General features: G+C 28.0%; 15 protein-coding genes and 1 pseudogene. 3 read left to right on the top strand and 13 right to left on the bottom strand.

What is annotated here, in order from left to right; all coding sequences use genetic code 11:
- Positions 1–3: 3 nt before the first annotated feature.
- The 7 genes from thiI to HMPREF0216_RS01075 form a co-directional block, all read right to left on the bottom strand.
- On the bottom strand, positions 4–1,161 hold the full coding sequence (gene thiI, locus HMPREF0216_RS01105; RefSeq protein WP_005210150.1) for a tRNA uracil 4-sulfurtransferase ThiI: 1,158 nt from the start codon (positions 1,159–1,161) through the stop codon (positions 4–6).
- A complete protein-coding gene (locus HMPREF0216_RS01100) occupies positions 1,158–2,300 on the bottom strand; it encodes a cysteine desulfurase family protein (protein WP_005210148.1) in 1,143 nt (380 codons plus the stop codon). The genes thiI and HMPREF0216_RS01100 overlap by 4 nt, the downstream gene beginning before the upstream one ends.
- A 179-nt stretch (positions 2,301–2,479) precedes the next feature.
- Positions 2,480–3,001 (bottom strand): hypothetical protein, encoded by a 522-nt coding sequence (locus tag HMPREF0216_RS01095; RefSeq protein WP_005210146.1) that lies wholly within the window; start codon positions 2,999–3,001, stop codon positions 2,480–2,482.
- A gap of 197 nt (positions 3,002–3,198) precedes the next feature.
- Positions 3,199–3,636: an ACT domain-containing protein gene (locus HMPREF0216_RS01090; RefSeq protein ID WP_040418440.1), complete on the bottom strand. Its 438-nt coding sequence runs from the start codon at positions 3,634–3,636 to the stop codon at positions 3,199–3,201.
- A gap of 1 nt (position 3,637) precedes the next feature.
- The gene (thrB, locus tag HMPREF0216_RS01085) at positions 3,638–4,531 is read right to left on the bottom strand and encodes a homoserine kinase (RefSeq protein ID WP_005210143.1); all 894 of its coding nucleotides are present in this window, start codon (positions 4,529–4,531) and stop codon (positions 3,638–3,640) included.
- A complete protein-coding gene (thrC, locus tag HMPREF0216_RS01080) occupies positions 4,524–5,993 on the bottom strand; it encodes a threonine synthase (protein WP_005210141.1) in 1,470 nt (489 codons plus the stop codon). The genes thrB and thrC overlap by 8 nt, the downstream gene beginning before the upstream one ends.
- Positions 5,994–6,331: 338 nt before the next feature.
- A complete protein-coding gene (locus HMPREF0216_RS01075; protein ID WP_005210139.1) occupies positions 6,332–8,881 on the bottom strand; it encodes a calcium-translocating P-type ATPase, PMCA-type in 2,550 nt (849 codons plus the stop codon).
- Positions 8,882–9,073: 192 nt separating this feature from the next.
- Between HMPREF0216_RS01075 and HMPREF0216_RS01070 the strand changes: the two genes are divergently transcribed.
- A complete protein-coding gene (locus HMPREF0216_RS01070; RefSeq protein ID WP_005210137.1) occupies positions 9,074–10,711 on the top strand; it encodes a putative manganese-dependent inorganic diphosphatase in 1,638 nt (545 codons plus the stop codon).
- 197 nt (positions 10,712–10,908) lie between these two features.
- Here HMPREF0216_RS01070 and HMPREF0216_RS01065 read toward each other — a convergent pair whose 3' ends face one another.
- The 4 genes and pseudogenes from HMPREF0216_RS01065 to HMPREF0216_RS01050 form a co-directional block, all read right to left on the bottom strand.
- Positions 10,909–11,712, bottom strand: a complete 804-nt coding sequence (locus HMPREF0216_RS01065) for an aminotransferase class IV (RefSeq protein WP_005210132.1) — start codon at positions 11,710–11,712, stop codon at positions 10,909–10,911.
- A gap of 28 nt (positions 11,713–11,740) precedes the next feature.
- Positions 11,741–12,379, bottom strand: a complete 639-nt coding sequence (locus tag HMPREF0216_RS01060) for an HAD-IB family hydrolase (RefSeq protein WP_040418449.1) — start codon at positions 12,377–12,379, stop codon at positions 11,741–11,743.
- Between the two features lie 87 nt (positions 12,380–12,466).
- Positions 12,467–13,659, bottom strand: a pseudogene (locus tag HMPREF0216_RS01055) (pyridoxal phosphate-dependent aminotransferase).
- 14 nt (positions 13,660–13,673) lie between these two features.
- On the bottom strand, positions 13,674–14,501 hold the full coding sequence (locus HMPREF0216_RS01050; RefSeq protein WP_040418438.1) for a PHP domain-containing protein: 828 nt from the start codon (positions 14,499–14,501) through the stop codon (positions 13,674–13,676).
- Positions 14,502–14,866: 365 nt separating this feature from the next.
- Between HMPREF0216_RS01050 and HMPREF0216_RS01045 the strand changes: the two genes are divergently transcribed.
- Together HMPREF0216_RS01045 and HMPREF0216_RS01040 are read left to right on the top strand one after the other, a co-directional pair.
- Positions 14,867–15,901 carry an IS1595 family transposase gene (locus HMPREF0216_RS01045; RefSeq protein ID WP_005210120.1) on the top strand — a complete coding sequence of 345 codons (1,035 nt, stop codon included), beginning with the start codon at positions 14,867–14,869 and terminating at the stop codon, positions 15,899–15,901.
- A 74-nt stretch (positions 15,902–15,975) separates the two neighbouring features.
- Positions 15,976–16,389 (top strand): hypothetical protein, encoded by a 414-nt coding sequence (locus HMPREF0216_RS01040; RefSeq protein ID WP_005210118.1) that lies wholly within the window; start codon positions 15,976–15,978, stop codon positions 16,387–16,389.
- Positions 16,390–16,514: 125 nt separating this feature from the next.
- Here the strand turns inward: HMPREF0216_RS01040 and HMPREF0216_RS01035 are convergent, their stop codons facing one another.
- Together HMPREF0216_RS01035 and HMPREF0216_RS17545 are read right to left on the bottom strand one after the other, a co-directional pair.
- Positions 16,515–16,832, bottom strand: coding sequence for a DUF1292 domain-containing protein (locus HMPREF0216_RS01035; RefSeq protein WP_005210115.1), 318 nt, complete (start codon positions 16,830–16,832; stop codon positions 16,515–16,517).
- A 281-nt stretch (positions 16,833–17,113) separates the two neighbouring features.
- Positions 17,114–18,026 (bottom strand): thiamine pyrophosphate-dependent enzyme (locus tag HMPREF0216_RS17545; protein ID WP_005210111.1); only part of this gene is annotated, 913 nt, incomplete at its 5' end.

Below are 18,026 nucleotides of genomic sequence, written 5' to 3'. Positions count from 1 at the left end.
CCCTTAGTAAACTACTAATTCTGTATCATTAATAGCCTTTTCAACCATTGCATCTATATCTAAAACTGATTCAGCTTTTCTCATTGCTTCTAATTGTGGTTTTGTTTTAGGGTGCTTTGGTACGAATATTGTACAACAATCTTCATATGGTAATATTGAAGTTTCAAATGTTCCAATTTCCTTAGCTATATCCATAATTTCTTCTTTATCCATAATTATTAATGGTCTAAATACTGGTCTATCTGCACAATCTGTACTTACTATTAAACCTTCCATTGTTTGACTTGCAACTTGACCTATACTTTCACCACTTGAAATTGATTGTACTCCATACTTTTCTGCTAAAGCACAAGCACATCTCATCATAAATCTTCTCATTAATATAGTTAATTCATCTGGTCTGCACTTTTCCATTATATCTAATTGAATTTCTGTAAACGGAACAATATATAAGTTAACTCTTTCTGTATATTTTGCAAGTATTTTTGCTAATTCTTTAACCTTATCCTTAGCTCTTTCAGAAGTATATGGATGACTGTGATAATAAACACAGTTAAGTTCAACACCTCTTCTTGCCATTAAATAACCTGCAACTGGTGAATCTATACCACCTGATAACATAAGCATTGTACTACCATTCATTCCATAAGGTAATCCTCTTACCCCTTTTATTTTATCGTTACTTGTACATATATATGCCTTTTCTCTTATCTCTACTTTAACTAAACATTCTGGATTTTTAACATCAACATCTAAATCGCCTTCAAAATGATGTAGAATATATCCTCCAACATCCCTAGATGTTTCTATTGAATTTAAAGCAAACTTTTTATTTGCTCTATTTGTTTCTATTTTAAAAGTCTTAGGATTAGCTTCTTTAATTCTCTTTAAACACTCTTCCTTAATTGCAGTTAAATCTCTTTCAACTTCTGTTACTATCCAAACTTCAGCAACTCCAAAAACCTTTCTTACTCTTTCTGTAGCTTCTTTTATATTTTCTGCCTTAATAAAATATCTACCTTGATCAGTAATAAACTCATAGTTTAATCCTTCAAGCTTTTTCTTTATATTATCTCTTAATTTCTTTTCAAATTTCCCTCTATTTTGCCCCTTTAAAAATATTTCTGGCGCATACTTAACTAATATTAATTCATTACTCATCTTTTTACTCTCCTTAAAAACACTAACGACTTCTTTAGTACGTCAATTGTATAATCTACATCATCTTTTGTATTTTCATATGAGAAAGAAAATCGTATCGCTGATTCAATTTCTCTATTATTTAATCCTAAAGCTTTTATTACATAACTTCCATGAGCTGCACTAGATTTTGATGTACACGCAGAACCAGTTGCAACATAAATTCCTTGATCTTCTAATAAGTGTAATAATACTTCTGCTCTAACACCTAAAAATGATACATTTAAAATATAAGGTGAAAAACCATCTAAAGGACTATTAATTCTAATATTGTCTATTTCTTTTAATCTTTCTATAAAATAAGCTTTAACTTCTAATACTTTATTATAATTTAAATCCATATTTTCAAAAGTAATTTTAGCAGCTTTTTCAAATCCAATTACTCCAGGTAAATTTTCAGTACCTGCTCTAAATCCTTTTTCCTGTTCACCACCAGAAATAAGAGAATTTAATACAATCCCCTTTTTTATGTATACAAAACCTACACCTTTAGGTCCATGTATTTTATGCCCTGCTACTGTTAAAAAGTCTATTTTTGATTTATTAACATCAATAGGAAGTTTTCCATATCCTTGAACTGCATCTATATGTAATTTAGCTCTATTACTTTTTTCTTTTATTAGATTTCCTATAGCTTCAATATCTTGTATAGCTCCCATTTCATTATTTACATACATTATTGAAACTAAAACAGTATCTTTACATATTGCTTCTTCCAAATCTTCTAATGAAATTTTACCTTCACTATCAACATCTAAATATGTAACCTTAATGCCTCTATCTTCTAATTCTTTACAAGTATTAATTATAGAATGATGTTCAAAAGTTGTTGTAATTAAATGATGTCCTGGCTTTAATAGCCCTTTTAAAATTAAGTTATTTCCTTCACTTCCTCCAGAAGTAAAGTATATTTCATCTTTATTACACTTAATAGTTGATGCAAAATATTCTCTTGCTTCATTTAATCTCTTTTCACATTTCATTCCTATCTTATGTAAAGATGATGGATTGCCAAAATACTCCTTCATACCTTTACTAACTTCTTCTATTACTTCATCGTAAGGCACAGTAGTTGCACTATTATCAAAATAAATTTCCATTGACAATCACTCCTTTCCTTTAGTATTTGCATCACATTATTTTAAAATTCTATCATTTACTTTAACATAAGTAAATAATTTATAAAAGAAAAATCTAGTATTCCTATATATTTTGTATGAAATCTAATAATAAATAAAAAATCTTTTAATACGCTTTATTCTATTTAAATTAAAGAACTTTAAAATACTAAATCATTTAGTGTATCATGATTAATTGTAGTTGCTAAAAGTATAAGTAATATTGCAATTAAACTTCTATAATTGCTTTTTATTGTTTTCTCATTTCTTGCTTCACCAGTTTGTGCAGCTGATGTCATATAACTATCCCATATAATAAAAGTAAAAATTGATGTTGATAATAAATATAACTCATTAGTTATTTTAGGGCTTTCACTTAAATCTGCTAAATTTTCCGAGTAATTTGTACCATTTATTTGATCTGAAACCTGCATTCTTTGCCAATTAATATATTCAGCACTTAATAAAATCCCATAAATAGTTATAAATATTCCTATTAAAGATAAATTTAATATTGACTGTTGTTTTAGTAATGCTTCCTTTTCCTCCTCAGTCAAAGTGCTTTGTTCCTCAGTAGTAGTATTATTTTCTGTATTATTTATAGTTTCTTTATTCTTACTTCTTTTGGCAGTACTATTTTTATTATTTTTCTTCATATCATATAGCCCTAAATTAGTTTTCATTATAATATATTCCTAATATTAATTGTTGATACCTTATAGTCATCTTCTATTGTTTTAAAGTTCTTTCATCTTAATTTAATTCACATATGATATTTGCTTAAAATTTTTTTATAGAAAAATAACCAATGCTTCTTAATTGAAACATCGGTTATTGTTGCTTTTCATTAATTTTTAGCTTCTAAAACTAAATGTTACTTTTATTCCATTGCTATAAATTCTACTTTATCAACAAACTCTAATTTACTTAAGTCTTCAAGTACTTTACTTAATTCAAGCTTTATTGTAGAAATATCTATTGTTAAACTTAAATTTGCTAAATTATTTATTGGAATACCTTGATCTATGGTTAAAATATTTCCACCTTGCTCTGAAATAAAATTTAATATATTTGAAAGCACTCCCTTCTCATGTCTAATTATCATATTAAAAGTAGCTTTTCTACCATTAGACATTTGTGAAAATTCAAATACATAATCTTTATATTTATAGTAAACACTTCTACTTATTCCTACAAGCTTAGTAGCTTCTGTAATTTCTTTAACCTTTCCTTCTTGCAATATTTTTTTAGTTTTCATTACCTTTTCAAAAACCTCAGGCAAAACTTTTTTATCAATAACTAAATAATCACCATTCATTTTAATCACCTTTCAAAATTTTTGCCCCAACTTTATCTATTGCTAATTCTTTAATATTCCAATTTAATTTTTCTTCTTTAATAAACTTTTTAATATCATCTACAAAATCCAAATCATTTTCATCTATAATTGCCATAATAGTCGGTCCAGCACCACTTAAAAAGCATCCATATGCCCCTATATTTAATACTTTTTCATAAACTTCATCAAAACCTTCAATAAGCTTGCTTCTATATTGTTGATGTAGTCTATCCTTAGTTGCTTCTCTTAATAACTTATAATTACCATTCATAAAGCATGAGATTAGAAGTGCTGCTCTTCCTATATTATAAACTGAATCCTTAAACGAAACTTCTCTTGGCAAAATTGCTCTTGCTTTTTCAGTAGAAAGTTTAAAGTTTGGAATTAATGCTATAAATTTAACACCATTTTTAATTTCTATTTTATTATATAAAGTTTCTCCATTTGCCATAACTGTTGAAACTAAGCCACCAAATATAGCTGGACATACATTATCCGGATGCCCTTCTATATCAATCGCTAATTTAAAAACTTCTTCTTTTTCAAGTTCTTTATTCATCAAGGCAAATGCCCCTATAAGCCCTGCTACTATGCAACTTGAGCTTGATCCTAAGCCTCTTGAAATCGGAATATCTTGTTTTATAATTTTAATTTTAAGCCCTTTAAATTTAAAATTATATTTATTAAATACCTTTTTCATTGCCATGAAAATTATATTATCTTCATTTTTAAATTCTTGTTCAAATCCTTCAAAAGATATACCTTCATCTTGCAAAGAAAATCCATACTCATTATAAATACTTAAAGCAATTCCCAAAGAATCAAAACCTGGCCCCAAGTTAGCTGATGTTGCTGGTACTCTTACTCTAATCATTATAATTCACCTTTAAAAATTTTAATAGTGCTTGTTTCATTTCTTTCTTTTCATATACATCTTTATGCAGAACTTTCTTTTTATCTAACTCTTTAAGATTTTTAGGAATTTTAATCTTAGTATACTCTTCTAATAAATTTAATAATTCAAAATCATTTTTTCCTTCAATATCTAATTCTAATGCTCTACAGATACTTCTTGGAAACTTATACGGACTTGCTGTAGATACAACTAATGCTTCTGTATAATCTGAGGTTTCTTTTCTATATTTTTCAAGAACAACATATCCTACTGCAGTGTGTGTATCTATTAAATATTTTTTCTCATTATATACCTTATTTATAGCATTATAAACCTCTTCTGTATTTGCATAGTTTCCATAAAAGTCATTTAACAACTTTTTGCTTAATTCTGAAATTTTATAAGCCCCATTTTTATTTAACTTCTCCATAAGCTTTGCTGTTTCTTCACTATTTCTATTAGTAATTTCAAATATTAATCTTTCTAAATTAGAAGAAACTAAAATATCCATTGATGGTGATTCTGTTAATATCAACTCTCTACGCTTATCATAAATTCCCGTTTGCATAAAATCAGTTAATACATTGTTTTCATTTGATGAACATATTAGCTTTTCTATAGGTAGCCCCATTTTTTTGCTATAGTACGCTGCTAATATATTTCCAAAATTCCCCGTTGGAACTACTATATTTATCTTATCGCCCTCTTTTATTTTTTGCTTATTTACCAACTCAAAGTATCCATAAAAATAATAAACTATTTGTGGTATTAATCTTCCAATATTAATTGAGTTTGCAGATGATAATAAAAATCCATTAGATTTTAAAAATTCCTTTAACTCAACATCCCCAAATATTTCTTTAACACCACTTTGAGCATTGTCAAAATTTCCTTCAATCCCTATTACTTTTACATTATTCCCATCTTGTGTTGTCATTTGCTTTTGCTGAATTGCACTAACCCCATTTTTCGGATAATATACTATAACTTTAAATCCATTCACATTACTAAACCCCTGTAATGCAGCTTTTCCTGTATCTCCTGAAGTTGCAGTTAGTATAACTATCTCTTCTTTTATATTTTTATCTTCTTTTGCAGCCTTCATAATTTGTGGTAAAAATAAAAGTGCTGCATCTTTAAAAGCTGATGTAGGTCCATGATATAATTCTAAAAAACCTTTTTCTTCCTTAACATAGAATTTATTGCTATATGCATTATTAATTGCTTCTTTTAATTTATCTTTACCTATATCATCAAAAAAATTACTTATTATTTCATATGCAAGTTTTTCATAAGAAAGCCCCTTTTTTTCTTTTAAAACTTCATATAAACTTGGAAAACTTATTGGAACATATAATCCTCCATCATCAGCAATCCCCTTTATAATTGCTGTAGAAGATGAAATAACGTCCCATTTTCCTCTAGTACTTATAAACTTCATTTTACACCCCCTATTTATTACTTATATTATTCATCTTCTATTTACTAATATACTTTTTTGCAATAATTACCATAGATAAATTTTATCATGTTTCCCTATAAAACACAACTGTTTTTTATTTGTATACATATCACCTTTCTACATTCATTTACTCCTATTAATTTATAAAAAATAAAAGACAGCTATATCAAGGCTTTAATATAAATGCAATGATACATTTATATTATGATATAACTGCCTTTACATGTTATTTCATGTTGCTTATCCTTTTAGTCATCTTCTTGATTTTAATAGTGTATGCTTTATCTAATTGATGTTTTAAAAGTTAAATTTTTTTCTTATTTCTTTGATTTTATAAGTAAATACACACTATTTATTAAGAATATTATTCCTGAGAAGAATATTACTAATAGCCATTGTCCTAGATTTAATGCAACAGTATTAAATATTCCCCTTAAAAAAGGTACATATAATATACAACAAATCATTGTGATTGATACTAATACAGCACCTAATAAATATATATTAGTAAATATATTTATCTCAAATATTGAATGTCTTTCAGACCTACATTCAAATACATGAAGTAATTGTGACATAACTAATGTACATAATGCTATAGTTCTACAAGTTGCTAAATTCATTCCGTAATATCTACCTACCATAAATGAAAGTAATGTACATACACCTATTAAACATCCTCTTACTATTATTTTTTCCCAAAGTCCTCTTGCAAAAATTCCTTCATTTTTTTGCCTTGGTTGTTGCCTCATTATATCTTTATCTGGTGGATCAACACCTAAAGCTATAGCTGGTAGTCCATCTGTTGCTAAATTAACAAATAAAATCTGAATTGGAGTAAGTGGATTTGGCATATAAAATAATGATGCTAAAAACATAGTTAATACTTCACCTAAGTTACAAGATAATAAATATCTAATAAATTTTCTTATATTATCATATATAACTCTTCCTTCTTCAACAGCAGATACAATAGTTGCAAAATTATCATCCATTAAAACCATAGCTGCTGCTTCTTTAGTAACATCTGTTCCTGATATACCCATTGCAACGCCAATATCTGCTTCTTTAATAGCTGGTGCATCATTAACTCCATCACCTGTCATAGCAACTATATTATTTTTTTTCTTAAATGCCTTAACTATTCTTAACTTATGATTAGGAGATACTCTAGCAAATACCCTTATCTTATCAACTCTTTTACTTAATTCTTCATCAGACATTTTTTCTAACTCTTCTCCAGTTATAGCTTGATCATCTGTTGTACATATATTTAATCCTTTAGCTATTGCAAGAGCTGTATTCTTATGGTCTCCTGTAATCATTACTGGTTTAATACCAGCTAATTTACATTTCATTACCGCATCTTTAACTTCTGGTCTTGCTGGGTCAATACTACCTGCTACCCCTAAAAATATTAAGTTATTTTCAACACTTTCATTTTTTACAAGCTTTTCTTCCTTATATGCTGCTGCAATACATCTTAATGCCCTATTGGACATACTTTCTATATAATTATATAATTGCTTTTTCTTTTGAGGTGTAAGTATTTTTATCTTTCCGTTTTCTAAAACAGCACTACATTTTTCTAAAACTCTTTCTGGTGCACCCTTCATATAAAGGGTTTCCTTACCACTTTCATTCATTATTACAGTCATCATTTTTCTAGTAGAATCAAATGGTATTTCATACACTCTATTGGCTTTATCTACAAAATTTTGAATACTATTAACATCCTTAAAAAAAGCTTTTACTAAAGCTGTTTCTGTTGGATCACCCATAAGAGCTTTTTCTATATTTTTAACTTCATAATTGTAATTTGTATCATTACAATATATAAATGCCTCTTTAAGTTTTTCACAATTATTAAGTGATTCTTTATCTAATTCATATATTTTACCATTTAGTAAAACTTCTTTTACTGTCATCTTATTTTGAGTTAATGTTCCTGTTTTATCAGAGCAAATCACCGATGTACACCCTAATGTTTCAACTGCAGGCAACTTTCTAATAAGAGCATTTCTCTTAAGCATTCTACCTACACCTAGTGCTAATGCAACAGTTACTATAGCTGCTAATCCTTCTGGTATAGCTGCAACAGCTAATGATACTCCAAGTAAAAACATCTCTGTAATATCATTTCCTCTTATTATTCCCAATACTGTTACTATTACACAAACAACTATACAAACAACTACCAATATTTTTCCTAAAGAATCTAATCTTTCTCTAAGTGGTGACTTTTCTTCCTCTATGTTATCTAAAAGATTTGCTATTTTACCCATTTCAGTATCCATACCTATAGCATCAACTAATAACAAACCTCTTCCCTTTAAAACTATAGTTCCCATAAACCCACTATTTTTTCCCTTGCTTGTATCTTTCGATATTCCTACTGATTCTCCTGTTAACAGTGATTCATCTACTACTATATTAGCCGTATCAATAAATGTTCCATCTGCTGGAATCCTATCTCCTGATTCCAGTACTACTAAATCACCAATTGTTAAATACTTAGAATTTACAACTTTTACATTTCCATCTCTTATTACCTTACAAGTTGGCGCTGCTAGCTCCTGAAGAGCTTCTAATGATTTTTCTGTTCTAAACTCTTGTACGAATCCTAGTATTGCGTTTACAACTACAATAATAAGTATTGTTACAGCATCTGCTTTATCTCCAATAATACCTGATACAATAGTTGCTCCAATAAGTACCCAAACTAAAAAGTCATTAAATTGAGATAAAAAAATTAAAATTGGTGATTTCTTTTTATTATGTTTAAGCTCATTTAAGCCATGGTCAGCTATTCTTTTTTCAGCTTCCCTAGTGCTTAATCCCCTATTAAATCCTTTTTCCTGTATCACCCTTTTTCCTCCTTCTTAAGAACTCTTGTATATATATATTAATGTTTATGTAATACTATGATTGATTAATGAAAAATTCTGTAACCATCAATAATAATTTTTATTTACAAATTAGCTTTACAAATATAGAATAATACTATGTGAAATTTGCATTAGTTTCATTAAATAACTTACTTTAGGAGGCTTAATTGCATGAAAGATATAATTTATGTAACTGGGCATAAAAACCCAGACTCTGATTCAATTTGTGCGGCTTACGCATATGCTGAGTTAAAAAATAAAATAGGTGATATGAACGCTATCCCTGTTAGACTTGGTAATGTAAATCAAGAAACTCAATATATATTAGATTATTTTGGCGCTGAAGCACCAAAATTCTTAAGCACAGTTAAACTTAAAGTTGAAGATTTAGAATTTGATGTTATAAATCCTATAACTCCAGAAATATCTTTAAAGACAGCTTGGAATATAATGAGAGATAAGAATATCAAAACTTTACCTGTTGCTGATGAAAATCAACACTTACTTGGTGTTCTTGCAGTATCTAACCTTACTTCTTGCTATATGGATATTTGGGACAACAGAATTTTAGCAAAAAGTAATACAACTTTAGATAATATCATTGATACTTTATCAGCTAAAGCTTCTTATATAAATGAAGAAGTAACTCACTTCCCTGGTAAAATAGTTGTTACTGCTATGCAACCTGATACAATGTCTGGTCATATAGAAGAAGGAGACATTGCTATAATTGGGGATAGAGAAGAAGCTCAAGAAGCATTAATCAAACTTAACGTTTCATTAATGATAGTAACTGGTGGATATGCTCCATCCGAAAGAATAGTAAACTTAGCTAAAGAACATGGAGTAACTATTATTGTAACTCAACATGATTCATTTACAGCTTCAAGACTTATTGTTCAAAGTATCCCTGTTGGATATGTAATGATAAAAGAAAATCTAGTTACTTTCTCAACTGATGATTTAGTTGATGATATTAAAGGAATTATGACTGAAACTAGATTTAGAAGCTATCCTGTAATAGACCTAAATGGTAAAGTTGTAGGAACAGTATCTAGATATCATTTAATATCTGATCATAAGAAAAAAGTTATTCAAGTTGACCATAATGAAAGAGGTCAATCTGTTGATGGACTAGAAGATGCTGAAGTTTTAGAAATCATCGACCACCACAGAGTTGCTGATATTCAAACAAACAATCCGATTTTCTTCAGAAACGAGCCAGTTGGAAGTACTTCAACAATAGTTGCTAAGTGCTTCTTTGAATCTGGAATTAGACCATCAAGAAAAGCTGCAGGTCTTTTATGTGGTGCAATAATTTCTGATACTTTATTATTCAGAAGCCCAACTTGTACTCAACAAGACATATATAACTGCAAAAAGCTTGCTGAAATTGCTGGTATAAACATAGAAGAATTTGCAAAAGAAATGTTTAAAGCTGGTACATCTTTAAAAGGCAAGACAGTTGAACAAATCTTCAACTCTGACTTCAAACCATTCACAATTGAAGATATAAAAGTAGGTATCGCTCAAGTTAACACAATGGATATTGAAGGATTTATGCCTTTAAAAGAAGAAATGTTACAATATATGGACCAAAAAGCTAAAGAAGCTAGCTTAGATATGGTTATGTTATTATTAACTGACATATTAAATGAAGGTTCTGAAATATTAGTAACAGGTGCTAAACCTGAAATAGTTGAAAAAGCATTTAAAGTTACATTAGAAAACAATGGTGCATTCCTTCCTGGAGTTCTTTCAAGAAAGAAACAAGTTGTGCCACCAATAACTAATGCTATAACATCTTAATTTAAACTATAACTATAAATAGCACATAACTTTTATAATGTAATTTGTTATTTAATTATAAGTAAATTCTAAAATAAAACTGTATCAAAAAATATTTTCATGTTGATAAATATTTTTGATACAGTTCTTTTATTTATATTATAATTAGGTTTTTACAGTATTAAAAATTACTTTTAAACTTTCAACCACCCTAAATTTTATATTTCCCTTTTACCTTCTAAAAGTTCTTCATATATATTCATAATTTTTCTTAAGACTTCATTATTAACATCAAATTTAATATTATCAATTTTTTCAATTGGTAATATAGCAACAGAAGTTCCTGAAATAAATACTGCATCTAACTCCCCTACTTCTGATGCTTTTACCTCTTTTTCTTCTATTTTTATTCCCAATTCATTTGCTATTTTAAATATTTTATCTCTTGTAATTCCCTTAAGAACATGCTCTGCTTTTGCTGTTATAAGTTTTCCATCCTTTATTCCAAAGAAATTTGATTTACTTCCCTCTGTTATAAATCCATTTCTATCTACTAAAAGTGCTTCATGCGCATTAGCCTCTTTCATTTTCTCTGCAATTTTAGCCCTAAAATCAGTGCTAACTATCTTTAAGTTTGGATTTTCTCTTTCTCCATAGTAAAGTATAGTCTTTATTCCTTTTTTATAATATTCTGCACTTGGATAGGAATGCATTATATAATATATTTTAAAATTACCACTTGTAGTATTATAAGTAATTTTTATATTTCCAATAACATCATCATTAGCTTTAATAACTTTATCTATTAATTCTTTTATTTTTTCATCATTGAACGGAAATTCTTTATGTATAAGCTTAAATGATTTCTTCATTCTTTCTAAATGATCTTTTAAGAATGCTGGTTTTCCATTAACCACTCTCAATACTTCATATATTATTTTTTCTTTATAATCTTCGTCAGTAAATTTTTCAATAGGAAATATATCTCCATTATTTAAATAAAATTTATTTATAGCTTCCATAATATTAACTCCATTTAATCTTTAAATTTTATTTCCAATTTAATATTTCTATTTCATGTTTCTTTTTATAATTAATTAAGTATGGTTTACCTACTAAATCTAATAATGGCTTATCTGAAAGCGAATCTGAGAACATATATGAATTTTTAAAATCTGCATTTATATTCTTCTCTTTTAAAACTTCATTTAATCTTCTAACTTTTTCTTCTCCTTTGCAGTTATTACCATGCATTTCTCTTATAAATTTACCATTTTCAAATTTGAATTTAGTTCCTATTATCAAATCAACTTCTTTAATTGCATAAAACTCTTTAATATAAAATTCCGGTGATGCAGATATTAAAATTACCATATATCCTTCTCTTTTAAGTTTTTTTATCATATCAACAGCATCTTTATAAAGAATTGTACTTAATCTTTCATCATAAAATTGCTTTGTTAAAATAGCTAAATCTTTTTCTTCTATATTTTCAATAAACTTTAAAAAACACTCTTTAACTCTTTTTTCATCATATACTTTTATGCTATACATCAATCCTGAATATAAAGCCCTTGGTAAAAATCTTATATTTTTTATATCCTTTAATACGATATATTTAAAAAACTCCATTAATGTTTCTTTTCTTGTTATAGTATAATCTATATCAAATATTGCTAATTTCTCCACGTCTAATCCTCCATTTTTAACTTTTTCTTTTAATATAGTACATATTAAAGGCTGCGCATTAAATAGCAACAGCCTCTTAAATATTTATTAGTCTAACTTTTCAATAAACTTATTAATTCTAACTAACCCTTCTTTAATTGCATCTAATGAAGTTGCATATGACACTCTTAAATAATTATCAAGGCCAAATGCTCTTCCTGGAATAACTGCAACTTGCTCTTCTTCCAATAATTTAGCAGCAAAATCCATAGAGTTATTAATTATATCCCTATTAAGTTTCTTTCCTAAATATTTTTCAATATTTATCATAATATAAAATGCACCTTTTGGTTTATTATACTTATATTTTTCATTTTCTCAAGTTCAGAAACCATATAATTTCTTCTTTTTTCAAACTCTTTAATCATGTGTTGTATTTCGTCTTGTGGTCCATTTAACGCTTCTACCGCTGCATATTGAGTTATTGAACATACATTAGATGTCATATGACTTTGTATATTAGTCATAAGCTTTGCTATTTTTTCACTAGATGCTGAATATCCCATTCTCCATCCAGTCATTGCATAAGATTTAGATAATCCATTTATAACTACAGTTCTTTCATATGCATCTTTTGATAAACTAGCAATACTTACATGCTTTTCTCCATCATATACAAGCTTTTCATACATTTCATCTGAAATAATAATTAAATCATGCTTTTTTGCAAATTCCGCAATTATATTTAATTCATCTTCTGAATAAATTGTTCCTGTTGGATTATTAGGAGTATTTAATACAATAGCTTTTGTTTTTTCAGTAACTACTTCTTCTAAATTTTCCTTTGTAAATTTATACTCACTACTTTCATCACTTTTTACAAAAACAGCTTTTCCGTCTGCTAAAGCTATAAGTTCAGGATAACTTACCCAATAAGGATTTGGAACAATAACCTCATCACCTGGATTTAATATAGCTAAAAATGTATTAGCAAGACTTTGCTTTGCTCCAGTAGAAGCTACTATTTGTGAAGGATTATAATCTAAATTATTATCTTCCTTAAGCTTTTTACATATTGCTTCTCTTAATGAAATTATTCCATTAACATTTGTATATTTAGTATTTCCATCTTCCATAGCCTTTATAGCTGCATTAATTATATTCTTAGGTGTATTAAAATCTGGCTCACCTGCACTAAAGCTAATTACATTTATTCCATTTGCTTTCATTTCTTTAGCTTTTGCTGTTATAGCTAAAGTTACCGATGGTTCTATTCTTTCTGCTTTATTTGAAAAATTCATGCCTTTTGCCCCCATTACTTTCTATTAAAATTAATAAATTTATTTAATAATTCTTCATTTAAACCGTAACTACCAATTCTTGCTGCTTTACATTCTTTAACTCTACCATGATAATCACTTCCTCCAGTAACATATAATTTATGTTTTCTAGAAATATTGAAGAACTTATTAATATCACTTTGCGAATGGCTTGGATGATAAACTTCAATTCCTTTAAGCCCAAAACATTTTAATTCTTTAACAATATTTTCAACTTCTATCTTTCTATATATTTGTCCAGGATGTGCTAATATAGCAACACCACCTGCAGAATTTATAGTTTCTATACACTCTTTATAGTTTAATCTAAACCCTTTAACATATCCTGGCTTTCCTTTAATTAAAAAACTTCTAAAAGCACTTTTGTAATCTTCGAAATATCCCTTTTTAACCATAGCATTTGCTACATGACTTCTCCCCACAGTACAATCAATATCTATAGCTAAATCTTCTATATCTAAATTTATATCATGATTTTTTAAATTAATTAATATTTCCTCTACTCTTTTTATTCTTTGAAAATTTAATTTATCAACCATTTCTTTTAATGAACTATTATTTATATCAATAAAATAGCCTAAAATATGCAATTCCATCTCTTGATACTCTGTACTAAGTTCTATTCCAGGAATTATATTTATTCCTTCATACTTATTATTAATTACATATTGTGATGCAATAGAATCATGATCCGTTATGGATATATATTTAATATTTTTTTTCATTGCTATATTTATTATTTCTTCTGGGCTTTTAATTCCATCAGAATAATTAGAATGAATATGTAAATCCGCATACTTCATCTTATTCACCTTTTCTTTAAGTGAAGCTTTAATCTCCAATTAATATAAAAACTTATCTATATTTTTAATATAAATTTACTTCAACTTTTTCTTTATCTTAGTTTAATTCATCAACTTATTTGTTATTCCATTAAACCTTAAAATATAAGATTAAATTTTAAGAATTTAAGTAATATTTCCCATAATAAAAATATATCATTTAACTATTAAAAAGTAAATTAAAACACCTTCTTACGTATAAATAATTAACTCTAAACATTTAAATTATTTTATAAAAGGCTCTGTTAGACAATAATGTTGATATGTGCATATAAGTCTTAAATAGTGTTATAATATAGATAATAACACTATCGGAGGTAAGATTTATGGCAACTCTTTCAAATATAAAGTCAGATATAACATCACTTAGTGAATACCAGTTAAGAGAATTATTTAACTATATAGGTGAGATGCTTACTCTTGGCTCATCTAATGTAAGTCTTAATAAAGAGTTTAGAGAATCAAGATTTAGCAAGGGGCAATGTTGCCCCCATTGCGAATCTACTTCTGTAGTAAAGAATGGTAAATTGAATGGTAAGCAACGTTATGTATGTCGTTCTTGTAGTAAATCCTTTAATGATTTAACTAAATCTGCGTTATCCTGTACTAAGTTACCTCTACAAACGTGGATTGAATATGTTAAAGGAATGGTTATAGGACTTTCTATAAGAAAGAACGCTGAAAATGTAGGTGTAGGTGTTAAAACATCATTTTATATGAGACATAAAATTCTTGATTGTATAAGAGCATTTATGGGTGTTGGTGATGTAGACGGTATAGTAGAAATGGACGAAACATTTGTTGCCGAATCTTTCAAGGGGAATCATAAAAAGAGTGGTTTTAAAATGCCGAGACCTGCTCGAAAAAGAGGCAAACAAGTTAAGAAACGTGGTATAAGTAATGAACAGGTTTGTATAGCAACAGCAATTGATAGAAATGGAAATATAATATTAGAACCCTTATGTAAAGGAAGGGTTACTTACAATGCTCTTGAAAGGCTTTATGAAGGAAGGATAGACTCTAACTCAATAATCTGTACAGATAGCCATAAATCGTATATACAATTTGCCAAAGACCTTGAATTAGACCATAAAAAAATAGCAAGAGGTCATTATAAAAATGATATATACCATATAAATCATGTTAATTCGTTGCATAGTAACCTGAAAATTTGGATGTATAGATTTAAAGGAGTGTCTACTAAATTTCTATCTAATTATATGAGTTGGTATAAGTGGCTACAAAGTTTTAGCACTGATAAAGAAGTTATAAAAACAAAGAATATGCTTATCCATAGTGTAATTCCATTTGTTGACACTAAGATAGAAGGATACAAGGAAATAAAATATAATTTCTTTTAGGTATTGCTTGATAAGTGTATGTTTGTTAGTATTATATGTAAAAATTATACTGAAAGATTACGAGGTGGGGGATTATGAATGAACTTATAAAAATTCTAAGAGATTATGATAATGATGATATTATAAAGGATTTTTTATTAGATAAAGAATTAGAATTTTATAATAACGACATGAAAGATATAATTATTTCTTTGGGTTTTTATATTCCTAATTATAACATATTAACATCATTACTTGAAATTCATGACAGTGTAGACCCAACTGAAACTGAAATGTTTGCGAATGGACCAATAACCAATGTTATAAATATATATCATACTAACATAAGTTATTTGTATTTAGTTAGAAGAGAGCAATTTGGATTAAGAGACGAAGATGCTATAATAACAGAATTAGTGTTTAGTAATAATACTAAAGAATTGATGAATAAATTGAAGATAGACCTTTGCAATAGAAATATTGTTAGGGAATCTAAACAGAGTTTATAGTTAGATAGGGTTGTAATTTGTACAACCCTATTTTGAGTACAATATCAACAATTTAATCTAACAGAGCCTTATAAAAAAAAGTTGCAACAATTAAATTGTTACAACTTTTTATTATTATTCGTCAGCTAATACGTTAGTGTAGTTTCAGTAACTTTATCAAATTCAGCTTCTTCTGGAACTATAAGTTCTCCTTCTTCAGTTGATCTGAAAAGATATACTGACTCATCTTCTGGATTTTGAGCTAAAACATATTCGTTTTCTTCAAATTCAAAAGCATCAACTATTGGACATGAAATTACATTTCCATTGTCATCTTCTAAATCTACAACGAAGTGTTCATGTTCGTGTTCTCCACATCCACAGTTATCTCCACATCCGTGATCGTGATTATGTTCGTGTCCGCATCCGCAGCCTTCACCGCATTTATTTAATTCTTTTTCCATGTTTACATTCCTCCTTAATAATAAGTTAAACAATTTATCTTGAAAATAAACATTTAAAAGATAAAATTATAAATTTTTATTTAACTTAAGTAGTCTTTATAATTGTACCCCTATTTTGAGGAAAATAAAAGAAAAATATATTATTTTCACTAAAATTTTATTTTCACTTCAAATTCAATCAAGTAAAGTGGAATTTTAAGGAAATAAAAAGTCATTTACTTACTCTATTTCTAACTAACTATTAACTAAAAAGAGGCTATGCTATGCATAGCCCCTAATATTTATTCTTGATTTGCAAGTTTTCTATAATTTTCAAGTCTTTCCATTGCATCAGCTTGTGTCTTTTCAAATAAAGCATCTGCAGCTTCTGGAAAAGCTTTAGCTAATGAAGCATATCTAACTTCACCCATTAAGAATTCTCTGAAGTCACCCTTTGGTTCTTTTGAATCTAAAGTGAATGGATTTTTAGTTCCCTTTAATGTTGGATTATATCTATATAATGCCCAATATCCACAATCAACAGCTTTTTTAGCTTCAGCTTGTGAATTAGTCATACCAGCTTTAATACCATGATTTATACATGGAGCATAAGCAATAATTAATGATGGTCCATCATAAGCTTCTGCTTCAGCTATTGCTTTAAGAACTTGGTTCTTATCTGCACCCATAGAAACTTGAGCCACATATACATAACCATAGCTCATAGCCATCATTCCTAAATCTTTCTTCTTAGTTCTCTTACCAGAAGCAGCAAACTTAGCTATTGCAGCTGTTGGTGTAGCTTTAGAAGATTGACCACCTGTATTTGAATAAACTTCTGTATCAAATACTAATACATTTACGTTTTCTCCTGATGCAAGAACATGGTCAAGTCCACCGTATCCGATGTCATATGCCCAACCATCTCCACCAAAGATCCATTGTGATCTCTTAACGAAGAATTCTTTATCAGCTAATATAGTCTTAGCTATTTCAGCATCACTATTTTCAAGTGCAGCTACTAAAGCATCTGCTCTTTCTCTAGTTCCAGCACTTTCTTCTTTATTATCTAACCAATCCTTTAATATAACCTTAGTATCATCAGCTAAATCACTTTCTAATGCTAACTTAACATTTTCAGCAACTCTATCTCTTATAGCTTTAACACCTAAGAACATTCCTAATCCATATTCAGCATTATCTTCAAATAATGAA

Source organism: Clostridium celatum DSM 1785 (assembly GCF_000320405.1).
In the GTDB taxonomy this organism is placed as follows: Bacteria; Bacillota; Clostridia; order Clostridiales; family Clostridiaceae; genus Clostridium; species Clostridium celatum.
This window is presented reverse-complemented; position numbering and strand designations above follow the sequence as displayed.

What these genes read in the sequence shown, in the direction of transcription:
- HMPREF0216_RS01045 (WP_005210120.1), top strand. Translation starts at nt 14,867, where the DNA reads ATGGCAACTCTTTCAAATATAAAGTCAGATATAACATCACTTAGTGAA.
- HMPREF0216_RS01095 (WP_005210146.1), bottom strand. Translation starts at nt 3,001, where the DNA reads ATGAAAACTAATTTAGGGCTATATGATATGAAGAAAAATAATAAAAAT.
- HMPREF0216_RS01040 (WP_005210118.1), top strand. Translation starts at nt 15,976, where the DNA reads ATGAATGAACTTATAAAAATTCTAAGAGATTATGATAATGATGATATT.
- HMPREF0216_RS01050 (WP_040418438.1), bottom strand. Translation starts at nt 14,501, where the DNA reads ATGAAGTATGCGGATTTACATATTCATTCTAATTATTCTGATGGAATT.
- thrB (WP_005210143.1), bottom strand. Translation starts at nt 4,531, where the DNA reads ATGATTAGAGTAAGAGTACCAGCAACATCAGCTAACTTGGGGCCAGGT.
- HMPREF0216_RS01090 (WP_040418440.1), bottom strand. Translation starts at nt 3,636, where the DNA reads ATGAATGGTGATTATTTAGTTATTGATAAAAAAGTTTTGCCTGAGGTT.
- HMPREF0216_RS01070 (WP_005210137.1), top strand. Translation starts at nt 9,074, where the DNA reads ATGAAAGATATAATTTATGTAACTGGGCATAAAAACCCAGACTCTGAT.
- HMPREF0216_RS01100 (WP_005210148.1), bottom strand. Translation starts at nt 2,300, where the DNA reads ATGGAAATTTATTTTGATAATAGTGCAACTACTGTGCCTTACGATGAA.
- HMPREF0216_RS01065 (WP_005210132.1), bottom strand. Translation starts at nt 11,712, where the DNA reads ATGGAAGCTATAAATAAATTTTATTTAAATAATGGAGATATATTTCCT.
- thrC (WP_005210141.1), bottom strand. Translation starts at nt 5,993, where the DNA reads ATGAAGTTTATAAGTACTAGAGGAAAATGGGACGTTATTTCATCTTCT.
- HMPREF0216_RS01035 (WP_005210115.1), bottom strand. Translation starts at nt 16,832, where the DNA reads ATGGAAAAAGAATTAAATAAATGCGGTGAAGGCTGCGGATGCGGACAC.
- thiI (WP_005210150.1), bottom strand. Translation starts at nt 1,161, where the DNA reads ATGAGTAATGAATTAATATTAGTTAAGTATGCGCCAGAAATATTTTTA.